Origin of the sequence: Streptomyces sp. NPDC007164 (genome assembly GCF_040634135.1) — a bacterium.
GTDB classification, from domain to species: Bacteria; Actinomycetota; Actinomycetes; order Streptomycetales; family Streptomycetaceae; genus Streptomyces; species Streptomyces sanglieri.
Map to the genome: position 1 here is coordinate 17,998 of NZ_JBEYFB010000067.1, position 12,766 is coordinate 30,763.

The following is a 12,766-nucleotide window of genomic DNA, read 5'->3' on the forward strand; positions in this document are numbered from 1 at the left end:
GCTCAGGAAGAGGCGAACAAATCGGTGGCCTGCAGAACAGCCTTGGCTGCCTCGGCCGGACGGGTACGCAGGAAGTAGTGGCCGCCGTCGGCGAGCTCGTGCAGGCCGACCTGTTCGGCCAGGAGCTGCCAGTCGAGGTACCGGCGCGGGTAATCGGCCGTGCCCGGGTCGTCCGCGGCGACGACCACGGTGACCGGCACGGACAGCTTCTGCGCGGGCGGGCTCTCCAGTGCATCGATGAAGTAGCGGTGAGCGGACACGCAGTCGTGCCGGTAGGCGGCGCCGACGTGCTCGGCGTGCTGCGGATCCGACGCACCGGGTGAGCCGCAGTCGCCGTCCGTGCTCAGGTCCGTGGCGATCCCGGCGTCGCTCCGCCCGGTCAGCTCGGCGATGGTGGCGCGCCGGTCGTCGGCGTCACCGAGCAGTTGCGCGCCGAGGAACACCCGTTGGACGTCCACCCCGTGCTCCCGCAGCTTTCTGGCGGTCTCCACGGCCAACGCGGCGCCCGAGGAGTGACCCCACAGCAGGACACTGGTCAGACCAAGCCCGGTGATCTCGTCGACGACCTGCTCGACCACCTGAGTCATCGGCGCGAGCGGCTCGCTCTCGGCGGCCACGTCGTGACCGGGCAGCTCGACGGCGTAGACCGCCGGTCCACCGTCCGGCAGTGCCCTGGCCATCGGCTGGAAGTTCACCGCGTTGCCGCCGGCGTAGGGGAAGCACACCAGGGCTGAGGTCTGCGTACCGTCCGATGCCGACAGCGGCTGAAGCAGCCCGGCACGCCGCCCGGATCTGTCGTCGACCAGCCTGGCCAGATCCGCGAGGACCGGGTGACGGGTGACATCCTTGAGGGACACCGCGCGGTCCAGGACGATGGCCAGTTTCACTGCCGACAGCGACGTACCGCCCCGGTCGAAGAAGTGGTCCCGCCGCCCGATCCGGTCCTGCGGGATGCCGAGCACCCTCGCCCACGCGGCCGCCAGCCGCTGTTCGGCCAGCGTGTCCGGTGCGCGGAAGTCCTCCGGGACGACATCGAGTTCTCCGGCGAGTGCCTGCAGAGTCCTTCTGTCGATCTTGCTGTTGGCCGTCAGCGGCAGGGTTTCCCGCCAGTGAACGGCCGACGGGACCATATACGCGGGCAGCGACTCACCGAGCCGGTCCAGCACCACGTCCACATCGAGCTGCCGCCGACCGGAGCAGAACGCCACCAGGTGCTTGCTCTCGTCGGCCCGCTCGGTGACCACGACCGCACCGTCGCGAACACCGGGCACCTGCAGCAAGGCGTTCTCGATCTCGCCGATCTCGATCCGGAAGCCACGGATCTTCACCTGGGTGTCGCGGCGGCCGAGGAACTCCAGCTTTCCCCCGGGCGTCCAGCGGCCGTAGTCGCCGCCCCGGTAGAGCCGGGCGCCCGCACGGTGCGGATCGTCCAGGTAGGCCTGCCGGGTGAGCTCGGGGTCGTTGACGTATCCGCGGCCGACGCAGACGCCGGAGAAGACGATCAGACCGGGGGCTCCGAGCGGCACCGGGATCAGGTGCTCGTCGACGACGTAGACGTGCACGTTGTTGACCGCGGGACCCAGCAGGACCCGGTCTCCGTCGGGCGCGCGGTCCATGACCTCGTGGTTGGTGTCGTCCGAGGTTTCGGTCAGCCCGTAGGCGTTGACCAGCTTGATCCCGGGCTGGGCGGCGAACCAGCGCTGCACGAGCTCCTTCTTCAGCGCCTCGCCCGTGACCGACACGCACCGCAGGTCCGGCAGCTCGCGGGGGTGCTGATTCAGCCAGGACACCACCACGTCCAGGTAGGAGGGCACGACCTGGAGGACGGCGACCCGGCCGTCGATGATCTTGTCGACGAACCGCTGGACGTTCAGGATCACTTCCTGCTCCACCAGCAGGGTCCGTCCCCCGACCAGCAGCCCGGACATCAGCTGCCAGAGCGAGATGTCGAAGCATTGGGGTGCGGTCTGGGCGACCACCTGCCCCTCGCCGATCTCCAGGTCATCGATCTTGGCGTAGAGGTGGTTCAGCATGCCCGCGTGCTCGCACATCGCACCCTTGGGCTCACCTGTGGAGCCGGAGGTGAAGTAGATGTAGGCGAGCTGGTCCGGTGCGACGCGGACGGCCAGATCACCGTCGGCATGGTCTTCCTCGTAGGCTGCGACGACGAAGAGCTTCTGGACCCCGGGCACCGGGCCGAGGGCCTGGTCGAGCGTGGCGGTGCTGCCGGGCTCGGTCAGCACGAGCTCACATGCGGCACGGGAGAGCACGGTCGCGATCCGGTCGGCCGGGAAATGCGGCTCGATGGGCAGGTACACGCCGCCGGCCTTGAAGACCGCGAGCACGGCGACCATCCAGTCCAGGTTGCGCTCGGTCACCACCGCGACGACACCCTCGGGGCGCAGCCCCCGCGCCAGCAGGGCTCGTCCCACCCGGTTGGCGCGCGCGTTGAGTTCTCGGTACGTCAGTTGCAGATCGCCGTGCACCGCGGCGACGGCGTCCGGGTGCGATGTCACCCGCCGCTCGAACAGTTCGTGGAACCTGTGGTCCGGCAGTTCCTGATGCGGACCGGCGAGTTCTTCGAGCTGGAAGTGGAGTTCCTCGGGGGAGAGCAGGCTCTGCCGCTCGTGCTCGGCGTCCGGATCGGCGACGATCAGCGCCAGTGCGGCGAGGTGGTAACCGGCGATCCTGACGGCGCAGTCGTTGTCCAGTGCGTCGGTCCGATACCGCAGGCGCAGCGCAAGGTGGCCGCCGCGGTGCGAAAACCCCACATGCAGGATGGGGTCACCGGTGACTTCGCCGCCCATGCCGTGCGGATCGAACACGACCTCGATCGGCGGCTCGGCCAGGCCCAGTTCGCACCTGAGCTCATCGACCGGGAAGTCCTGGTGCGACAGCAGATCCGACGCGACCCGATGCGCGTCCAGCAGCAGCGTCCGCCACGAGCCGGGCCCGGTCGTCAGCCGGCAGAGCAGCGGCCGGCCGCTTCCCGCACCGACATATCCGGTCGCGACCTCGTGCTCGCCGGAGAGTGCGGCGAGCACCTTGGCGTGTGCTGCCAGCAGTACCGAGTCGAGCGGTATCGCCAGGTCCTTGGCCAGCCGGCCCGACGCCGCCACGACGTCGTCCGGGATCGGCACCTCGTGTTCGCCGATGCCCATCACCGGATTGAGCGTCCACCGCGGGATTTCGGTGAGTCCACCGGCGACGAGCACATCGCGCCAGAATTCCCGGTCGGCCTTCACTTGCTTTTCCATCAGGCCGTCTCTCTCCAATCGCCTCAGCTACCGTGCTTTGTCGCGCCGACGAGGGCAAAGCTGCTACCGCTTCCGCGTCAGCGCCTCCGGCTGATGGGGGGCCTCGCGCATCTCCGCGGCGGGGTTTCCTCCCCAGCGTGCGTGCGGGGGGACCTCTTCGCCCTTCATCAGGAAGGAGTCGGGTGCGAGCACCGCGCCGGTGCCCATCGTCACGCCGTAATGGACGTGGGCTCCCACACCGACGGTGCAGCCGGAATCGAGGGTGCTGCGATCGGATTTGAAGGTGCCGTCCTCCTGCGAGTGGCACTGGATCTTGCTTCCCGCATTGAGCGTGCAGTCATTTCCGATGGTGGTGAGTGTTCGCTCCGTCATATAACAGCCGTCATCGAAGACCCTGCTGCCGATCCGAACTCCCAGCATTCGCCAGATCAAGTTTTTGAATGGCGTTCCGTTGAAGATGTTGAGGTAGGTGTCCGGCACCTTCCAGAGGCGCTCGTGCCACCAGAAGTAGGGCTCGTAGATGGAGCACACCTGCGGTTGCAGCGAGCGGAATGCCGCGATGCCGCGCTCCACGAGTACGAAGTAGACAGCGGTGAATCCGAGGCTGAAAACCAGGAACGCGGCGATCACCACATGCCCGTAGGAGCCGTACAGTTCGGCGTTCGCCAGGCCGAACAGCGCGAGAACGAAGAAATGCAGCCACCGCACGAGGAGGAAGAAGATCATCGAGCGGATGTTGTAGCGGTTCTTCGCAGCGAGGCTGCGGCGCAACTCGTCGCCGGTGCGCAAATGATCGAACCGGGAATCGCGCTCGACCGACCGGGGAATCTCGAAGCACGGCGAGCCGAGCAGCCCCACCCCCTCGCGCACCTCGCCTTCGAGCGGAACCATCACCTTCGTCGCGAGGAGACAGTTCTTTCCCGTTCTGGCTCCCGAGGGATAGGCGATGTTGTTCCCGAGGAAGTTGTACGACCCGATCGAGGCCCGGGACACCCGGAACGACGTGCTCGAATAGTCGGCGTTGATGACGGAGAGCCCGTCGGCGACCATCGTTCCGCTCCCGACCGAGCACAGAAACGGGGTCTCGTGCTGCACTTCCGTGCCGAAGTTCGACCCGGTCTGCTCGACCCGGGACAAGTCGTATCCGATGCCGCGCAAGTAGTGGACGATGTAGGAGCTGTCACCGAACAGCCATGTGAAGAACTTGATGTTGGTCATGCGCCCGATCGCCCGGTGCGCCGAGTAATGAAGCCCGTACAGCGGATAGACCTTGTCCGGCTTGACGACCAGGTTCAGCAGGCGTGGAACGGTGAACATCACTGCCAGGCCCACGAAGACGAAGCCGAAGAACAGCAGCAGGGAAAGGACCAGCGCGTCGACGTAGAGATCCGGCGACGTGAGTCCCCCCGTGCCCGGCCCCAGCCGGTCGTGCAGCGCCGGAACGAGAGCTACCAGCATGTACGCGCCCCCGACAGCCAGTGGCACGTAGAGGAAGAACAACTGGAGCACGGTGATGAGACCGAAGCCGACCCGGCGCAGCGCGCCGCATACGGCCGGCTCGATCCTCAGGTAGTCGTGCTGTGTGGGCTGTGCCGGGGATCCGTGCCAGCGCTGACCGCCCGGGACCGTCTGGCCGCTGTACAGCGTGGACGTGTGGCCGAGTTGAGCCCCGTCGCCCATCGACACGTCGATGTCGAGCACGGTCTTCTCGCCGATGAACACGTCCTGGCCCAGGGTGACCCGGCCGGTCTGGATTCGGCCGGCGTGCGCTCGGTAGCAGAGGAAGAACGAGTCCTTGCGGATCACTGTGCCGGCGCCGACGGTGAGCAGGTCGGGGCAGGCCGGAACGTTGCGGGAGAGGATCGTGACCCCTTTGCCGATCCGTGCGCCCAGCCCTCGCAGGTACAGCACGTACAAGGGATTGCCGACGAAGAAGATCATCGGGTTGGCATGGATCAGCACCTTGACGGTCCAGAAGCGCAGATAGGTCAGACCCCAGACCGGGAACTCACATGGTTTGAACCGACCGATGAGGAGCCATTTGGCCGCGACGGGGAAGGTGCACAGAGCGACGAAGCCGATGCCTCCGAAGACGAACGACCGCAGATAGACGTCGATCACGCCCGATCCGGCGGACACCCATGCATAGCCTCGGTCGGCGACAAGTCCGGCGAGGAAGGAGTACCCCAGGAAAAGCAGGAACTGCAGGGTTCCGCAGAGGGCGTAGCGCGCTGTGCGGGCCGGGGCCACCACCCCGGTCGGCGCCGGGACCGACGGCGCGACGGGTGCGGCATTCGCGAGCCCCGCCGCCAGGCTGCGGATCGTCGGGTGCCGGTAGATGTCCTTCATCGACGCCGAGGGAAGGTCTTCCTGCTTTCTGACTCGTGCGCAGAAATGAGCCATTACCAATGAGTTGGCGCCGAGGTCGTCGAAGAAATGGCTGTCGACAGACACTCGTTCGACGCACATGACGTCAGCCAGTACTTCGGCGAGGTTCTGCTCGATGCCGTTCTCCGGGCCGTTGTACTTCCGTGTGCCGATTGCGGATTCATCCGGCCCGGGAGTCATGACGTCGAGGGGTTTGTCCTCCATGCGAGCTCCTTGAGGAACTTTCCGAGCGCCGTTTCATTCCGGTCGGCGCCCTGTACTCGCGTTTTCGATGGCCGGAGCGAGTGGTCCGGAAACCACGAGATCGGGATCTGTTGTCCGTATCCCAAACCGCTGCCTCAGTCTTAGCTGTCCACCGCCGGGCTGCCACTCGGACTCGGTCGCTTTGCTGTGGCAGTAGCTCTCCCGGTTTGCGCCCCGGCCGTGATCCTGCCTGGCGCGATGGCGGCCCTCCGGCGGACAGGCGTGATCTTGGTCGAGGACCCGTCTACCAGGCGTTTCGTCGTTCCGTACAGTCTTCACCCATCAACAGTCCCTCTCCGGCGCCAGGCCGGAAAGGGCTCGGTGACGGCACCCGGGTGTATCGCAGCTGTGAGGCGGTGGAGCGACGCCCGCGCGCTTCGCAGTGGTCGCAAGGTGGGTCACACGGCCGCAACCGTCTGATGTCACTCCATCAGTGAGATGCGCTCGCCCGCCAGCAGAGTGATCGTGCTCATGCTCCGAGATCATTCACTCACTGGTGTCATGACGAAGCGATCGTGCAGGGCGGACCCGGTACACGTCGCATACACCGATGACTTCGTGCTCAACGGCCCCGGAGCGGGCGGCCCCGGCAAACACCTGGTCGTGACGGCCTCCGACAGTGGGGAAGCACCCACTGTCCGGCCTGCTGCCGGCCCGGACCGCAGTCCGACGAACCACCGCTGTAGCCGCGCGTACCGTCCTCGTCCCCGCGCGTTGTTCGTCGACACGCCGCACATCGATCGGCTCGGCATTGCGCCGGACGGCCGGACGGCCGACTGCTCGGGAGCGAGGCCGGCGTCCACTGGTCACGGCAGAGAGGCAGGGAAGCCGCAGCTCGCCAACGACATGACGCACGCGCTCCTGAGAAACTTCTTGGCGCTCGTTGCCGAAGACTCCGTGACCATGCCGGGTGCGGCGGCACTGCTCCGGCCGGCGCCGCGCAGCATCTGCTCGGCGACTTCCGTGGTTCGGCCCGCGCCCGCTCCGGAGACCCCCGCGAGGCCGGATGGTGATTCGCGGCCCGGGTGCCCAGGGGTGGCTCCTGCGCAGGGTTGCCTGGAGGGCAACGGAGCCTCCAGGCAACCGACTTCAGGCTCTAGAAGAACCCAAGCTTCTTAGGGCTGTAGGAACAAAGGATGTTCTTCGTCTGCTGGTAGTGCTCCAGCATCATCTTGTGGTTCTCCCGGCCGATCCCGGACTGCTTGTAGCCGCCGAACGCCGCGTGCGCCGGGTACGCGTGGTAGCAGTTCGTCCAGACCCGGCCCGCCTGGATGGCGCGGCCCGCCCGGTACGCGGTGTTCATGTCGCGGGTCCATACGCCGGCCCCGAGGCCGTACAGCGTGTCGTTCGCGGTCCCGATGGCGTCGTCGAAGTCGGAGAAGGACGTGACCGCCACGACCGGGCCGAAGATCTCCTCCTGGAAGACCCGCATCCGGTTGTCGCCCTCGAAGACGGTCGGCTGGACGTAGAAGCCGCCCGCCAGCTCCCCGTCGTACTCGATCCGCTCACCGCCCGTGAGTACCTTCGCCCCCTCCCGCAGACCGATGTCCAGGTACGAGAGGATCTTCTTCAGCTGCTCGTCGGAGGCCTGCGCACCGATCATCGTGTCCGTGTCCAGCGGGTGTCCGGGTACGATCCGTTCGGTGCGGGCGATGCCCGCCTCCAGGAATTCGCCGTACATACCGCGCTGGACCAGCGCGCGCGACGGGCAGGTGCAGACCTCGCCCTGGTTGAGGGCGAACATGGTGAAGCCTTCGAGGGCCTTGTCGCGGAAGTCGTCGTCCGCGTTCCACACGTCGTCGAAGAAGATGTTCGGCGACTTGCCGCCGAGCTCCAGGGTCACCGGCCTGAGGTTCTCGGAGGCGTACTGCATGATCAGCCGCCCCGTCGTCGTCTCACCGGTGAAGGCGACCTTCGCGACGCGCGGACTGGAGGCCAGGGGCTTGCCGGCCTCCGTCCCGAAGCCGTTCACGATGTTGACGACGCCCGGCGGGAGCAGGTCGGCGACCAGTTTCAGCCATACGTGGATGGAGGCCGGGGTCTGCTCGGCCGGCTTCAGGACCACCGCGTTGCCCGCCGCGAGCGCCGGGGCCAGCTTCCATGTGGCCATCAGAATCGGGAAGTTCCACGGGATGATCTGCGCGACGACGCCGAGCGGCTCATGGAAGTGGTACGCGACCGTGTCGTCGTCGATCTCGCTCAGCGAACCCTCCTGGGCGCGCAACGCACCGGCGAAGTAGCGGAAGTGGTCGATGGCGAGGGGGATGTCGGCGGCCAGGGTCTCGCGCACCGGCTTGCCGTTGTCCCAGCTCTCGGCGACCGCGAGCTCCTCCAGATGGGCCTCCATCCGGTCGGCGATCCTGTTGAGCAGCCCCGCGCGCTCGCCGGCCGCCATGGCGCCCCAGGCGGGCGCCGCGGCATGCGCCGCGTCCAGGGCCAGTTCGACGTCCTCGGCCGTACCGCGGGCGATCTCGCTGAAGGGGCGGCCGTTGACGGGGCTCGGGTTCTCGAAGTACTGACCACGGGTGGGCGGTACGTACGCGCCGCCGATCCAGTGGTCGTAGCGGGACTCGTACGAGACGATGGCGCCCTCGGCACCCGGCGCGGCGTAACGGGTCATCTCTGTGGCCTCCCGGATCCGGTGCCGTCCGCCATTGGACGGCCCTCGGCGCGAGGGTAGGCAGCACCACGTTGCAACCCCGTTGCACGGGCCGCACACGGGAGCGGCCGCCGTTGCTCGGTGTCCAGCGCCCGGACCCTGGCGAGCAGGGCGGGGCGCTGCCCGGCGGGAACGGCCGCTGCGAGTGCCTCCCAGACCGGGAGATCGTCCTCGCCCCAGGGGCTGTACGCCCAGTCGGCCAGCAGCCCCGGATCGCCACGTGCGACGAGTGCCGCCCGCAGCTGCTCGTCGAGCCGGCGCCGCAGCCGGATGACGGAGGGGGCCCGCGAGCCCGGCAGCAGCGGGCCCGTGTAGGCCGCGAGGGCCGCGGCCACCGCGCCCGACGCCAGTCGGCGCGCCACCGTGTCGAAGTCGGCGTCGACCGGAGCGGAGAGCCGGTAGGGGCCGGACCGGAGGAGCTCCGGCCCGAGCAGCCGCCGCAGCCTGGAGAGTTCGGCCCGCAGGGTCACCGGGGTCACCGACTCGTCCTCGTACAGTTCGACGAGGAGCTCGTCCCCGGTGAGGCCCTCGGGACGGCGGGCCAGCGTCGCCAGGATCTCGCTGTGCCGCCTGCTGAGCCGGATCGTGCGGCCTCCCGTCACCAGCAGCGCCTCGTCCCGGCCGAGCGCGCTGAGCCGCACGGTCCCGGCGGCCGGCGCGGGACGGAGCAGTGCGAGGTGCGACTCGGCGGCGCGGGCCACCGCCTGCACGAACGCCAGGCTGTGCGGATGCGCGAGCCGGTCGCCGCCGGTGATGTCGACGGCGCCCAGCACCCGTCCGGTGTGCGGGTCGTGCAGCGGCGCCGCCGCGCAGGTCCACTGCTGGACCGGCCGCAGGAAGTGCTCGGCGGCGAAGACCTGCACCGGACGGTCCACGGCGATGGCCGTTCCCGGCGCGTTCGTCCCCGCCGCCGCCTCGGACCAGCGGGCGCCCTCCACGAAGTTCATCCGGTCGGCGGCCCGTCGGGTCACCGCGGGGCCTTCGACCCACAGCAGCCTGCCGTGTGCGTCGCACACCGCGAGGAGATGTTCCCCGTCCGTCGCGTAGGCGCCCATCAGTTCACGGATCACCGGCATGGCGGGGGCCAGCGGATGCCCGTCCCGGTACGGGCCCAGGTCGTCCGGGCCCAGCTCGACCAGGGCCGCGCCGTCCGGGCTGACCCTGGCCCGCGCCGAGCGCCGCCACGACTCACCGACCACCGGCCGCACCGGCCGTTCGAGCCGGCCCGCCGTGGTGAACACCTCGTGTGCGCGGCGCAGTTGGCCGATCCGCGTACCGGGGTCCGTATCGGCTGCCAGCGCCACCCAGGGATCCGTCAACTCACCCTCCCGTTCAGGGGTTCCCGCCCTCCCCATCGTCGTCGCGGCAGGCCGCTGCGACAACCGCGGTGAAGAGAACGGCCGGCCCGGGCGGCGAAGGCGGGTCAGCCCGCCGAGTACAGATTGACGAGCCGGATGTACCGCACCCAGTCCCAGTTCGGGCCGGGGTCGGTGTGGTCGGTGCCGGGGACCTGGGCGTGGGCGAGGATGTGCGCGCGGTCCTTGGGGATGTCGTAGCGGTCGCACACCGAAGCGGTGAGCAGTGCCGACTTCTCGTACATCGCGCCGGTGAAGTACGAAGGCTTGTCCACCCAGCCCTCGTGCTCGATGCCGATGCTGCGCGTGTTGTAGTCCCAATTGCCCGCGTGCCAGGCGATGTTCTTCTCACGGACGCACTGGGCGACATAACCGTCGGCCGAGCGCACCAGATAGTGCGCGGAGACTTGCTTCGCCGGATTCTGGAAGATCCCGATCGTGTCCGGGTACGTCTCCTGAGTCACATGGATGATCACGTACTGGACCGGATAGGCCGAAGGCCGGCTCGACGCCGTGTAGTTGGAGGTGGAGGCGGGCGTCCAGTGGGCGAGCGGGTAGTCCGTGTCGCCCGCGGTCGCCGCGGCCGCGGCGCGGGTGGAGGCAGGGATCAGGGCGGCGGCGGCCGTCGCTGCGGCGCCCTGGAGAATCCTTCTGCGGTGCATGAACACTCCTGTGTGTGGGGGAGGGGATGGGTGGGGACGCGGGGCCGCTCATGGCTGAGCAGTTCGTTCCTCTGCTTCTCCGGCGGCGCGGGGACGTCGTCGAGGTGGATCCCTCCCGTCCGTGCCGTCCGCCCGGATACCTGCGCGGCAAGCACCACGGGCACAACGATCCCGATCGGCGTCCGGACACCGGCGACCGGACCTGTGTATGGGACGGACGAGCCGGGTCCGCGGACGATGCCCGACGCCGAGAGCCCGGCGGACGTCGTCGGCGGCGCGGGGACGAACACCGCGATCCCGGGCGCCGGGAACAGGAGACGGAGGAGGAGAGGCGTCGCCCGGGAGTCCGCTGCCCGATTCCCCCGACATCCCGCGGCTCCCTTGATGTCCGATGACCGGAAGATGCTGTCCGATGTGCGGCCGAGTGTCTCGCGCGCACTACCGTACGGGTGCCGCGCGGGCGGCGGAAGACAGCAGGCGCGGAAATGGCGTCGGCGGACGGGGAGAACGCCGGAATGTACGTCGATGTCGGTACGGGCGAGAGGACTTGGGATCAGCGGGCCGCCGGGGAGTGCGGTACGTACGGAATGAAGTTCCGTACCGGCAGGGCGGGTTGACGAAACCGGCCCTCCGCGGCGATCGCCGCGAAGGGCCGGACGGGATGGAAGCGCCTGGGCGCGGGCGCGCGGGTCGGCTCCGACCGAAGCCGGGCCCCTGGAATTGCCGACGTCCGCGCGCGGGCAGGCGGGTCAGCCGCGCAGCGGGCGGGCCAGCCTCAGCTCCGTCACCGACGTCTCGATGCCACTGTCGACCAGACGGCCGTTCGCGTCGAACGCCTCGGCACCGTCGGTCATCCCGAAGTCGTTGTCGTTGATGAGGGCGAGCGTGTTCCGGCCCGTCACCGCGACGCCCTCGATCTTCCCGGGCACGCCGGCGACCTTGCCCAGGTCGACGACCAGGCTCTTGCGGAGCACCGGCACGCCCGACGCCGAGGGGTCGGTGAGCTCCTCGTACGAGGGGGACGTCGTCGGGTCGTCCCAGGCCGATCCCAGGATCCCGGAACCGTGCGGGAGCGTCACGCGGTGCAGCCGGGCCGCCTTGTCCGTCCGCTCCTCGACCAGCAGCTCGTGTCGGCCGAGCGCGACGACCGAGGAGATCTTCAACTCGGAGGTGTCGTCCTCGCCCGGGTCCACGACGTCCACCGCGTCGAAGCGGTAGGCGTACTCCGCGGTGACCGTGCGCTTCTTCGTCGAGAAGCGCAGCAGCCGCACATTGCGCGATGCCTCGCCCGCGTCCTGGTCCGGCAGCGAGAGCGGGCTCTGCACCGCCAGCACCAGATCGCCGCCCGGGAGGAGGGCCAGTCCCTCGAAGCCGCGGTTGATCTTGCGGTGCAGGAGTACGCCAGGCAGCGACTCCACCACCGGATAGTCGGCGCCCGTCAGCCCGAGCCCCTTCGGCACGTAGCGGGTGAGGACCCGGCCGCGGGCGGAGACGTGCACCAGGGAGGGGCCGTACTCGTCGACGAGCCAGAAACTGCCGTCGGCGGCGCGGACGATGCCTTCGGTGTCCAGACCGTTCGGGTTGTACGCGAGCGGGGACTTCGCGTCGTAGGTGTACGGTGCCTCGTCGCGGCCCGGCTGGTTCGACAGACCGGTGACCGCGGCCCCGGACCGGGTGGTGATCGGTATGGCCCCGAGGACCTTGATGTGCTTCCCGCTGACCCGTACCTTGACGATCGCCGGGTCGAAGCCGGGGACCGGGAAGGTACGTCGCTTCTTCCCGTCGATCTTGATCTGTCCATTGGGTCCGCGGTCGGTGACGGTCCAGAACTCGCCCCGGCGGCCCGCAGGGTAGATGTCACTGCCCATGCCGCCGAGCTGCACCCCGCGGTCGTCCGCGACCGTGCCCGGCAGCAGCCCGTTGCTGAAGCCGGCCAGCGGAACGTCGCCCAGTACGGCGGTGCCGGTGACCCGCGCCGGGCGCTCCGGACGGCGGTGCCGGTCGTCCTGCGCGCCGGTTGCCGTCCCGGTCGCGATCACCGTACCGAGCAGGGCGAGCGGCAGACCGACGGCAAGGGAACGACGGACAACGCGCGCGGACATGGGGCCTCCGTAAGTTGTTAGTCGGCCCGGGAGGGCCGGGTGTGGCTGATGGGGTCTTGCCTTCAGTGGCTTGCCAGGAGTGGCCGCCCGGCTCTCTTGG

Annotated in this window: 6 protein-coding genes and 1 pseudogene; 1 reads left to right on the top strand and 6 read right to left on the bottom strand. The window is 68.9% G+C overall.

From position 1 onward, the window contains the following. Positions 1-2 precede the first annotated feature (2 nt). Together ABZ622_RS38165 and ABZ622_RS38170 are read right to left on the bottom strand one after the other, a co-directional pair. Positions 3-3,257: an amino acid adenylation domain-containing protein gene (locus ABZ622_RS38165; protein WP_360551357.1), complete on the bottom strand. Its 3,255-nt coding sequence runs from the start codon at positions 3,255-3,257 to the stop codon at positions 3-5. A 63-nt stretch (positions 3,258-3,320) separates the two neighbouring features. Next, positions 3,321-5,849, bottom strand: a complete 2,529-nt coding sequence (locus tag ABZ622_RS38170) for a Pls/PosA family non-ribosomal peptide synthetase (protein WP_360551359.1) — start codon at positions 5,847-5,849, stop codon at positions 3,321-3,323. 855 nt (positions 5,850-6,704) lie between these two features. Between ABZ622_RS38170 and ABZ622_RS38175 the strand changes: the two are divergent. Continuing rightward, positions 6,705-6,818: pseudogene (locus ABZ622_RS38175) on the top strand (HAD family phosphatase); the annotation flags it as partial. Positions 6,819-6,984: 166 nt separating this feature from the next. Here ABZ622_RS38175 and ABZ622_RS38180 read toward each other — a convergent pair. The 4 genes from ABZ622_RS38180 to ABZ622_RS38195 form a co-directional block, all read right to left on the bottom strand. Next, positions 6,985-8,508 carry an aldehyde dehydrogenase family protein gene (locus ABZ622_RS38180; RefSeq protein WP_360551361.1) on the bottom strand — a complete coding sequence of 508 codons (1,524 nt, stop codon included), beginning with the start codon at positions 8,506-8,508 and terminating at the stop codon, positions 6,985-6,987. After that, entirely contained in the window at positions 8,505-9,866 is a 1,362-nt protein-coding gene (locus ABZ622_RS38185; RefSeq protein WP_360551363.1) for a GAF domain-containing protein, read from the bottom strand. The genes ABZ622_RS38180 and ABZ622_RS38185 overlap by 4 nt, the downstream gene beginning before the upstream one ends. Positions 9,867-9,970: 104 nt before the next feature. Then, positions 9,971-10,564, bottom strand: coding sequence for a peptidoglycan recognition family protein (locus ABZ622_RS38190; protein WP_360551365.1), 594 nt, complete (start codon positions 10,562-10,564; stop codon positions 9,971-9,973). A 749-nt stretch (positions 10,565-11,313) separates the two neighbouring features. Beyond that, entirely contained in the window at positions 11,314-12,666 is a 1,353-nt protein-coding gene (locus tag ABZ622_RS38195) for an esterase-like activity of phytase family protein (RefSeq protein WP_360551367.1), read from the bottom strand. Positions 12,667-12,766: the final 100 nt, after the last annotated feature.

Excerpts from the sequence above, each read along its gene's own strand:
- ABZ622_RS38170 (WP_360551359.1), bottom strand. The coding sequence starts at position 5,849 with ATGGAGGACAAACCCCTCGACGTCATGACTCCCGGGCCGGATGAATCC.
- ABZ622_RS38165 (WP_360551357.1), bottom strand. The coding sequence starts at position 3,257 with ATGGAAAAGCAAGTGAAGGCCGACCGGGAATTCTGGCGCGATGTGCTC.
- ABZ622_RS38195 (WP_360551367.1), bottom strand. The coding sequence starts at position 12,666 with ATGTCCGCGCGCGTTGTCCGTCGTTCCCTTGCCGTCGGTCTGCCGCTC.
- ABZ622_RS38190 (WP_360551365.1), bottom strand. The coding sequence starts at position 10,564 with ATGCACCGCAGAAGGATTCTCCAGGGCGCCGCAGCGACGGCCGCCGCC.
- ABZ622_RS38180 (WP_360551361.1), bottom strand. The coding sequence starts at position 8,508 with ATGACCCGTTACGCCGCGCCGGGTGCCGAGGGCGCCATCGTCTCGTAC.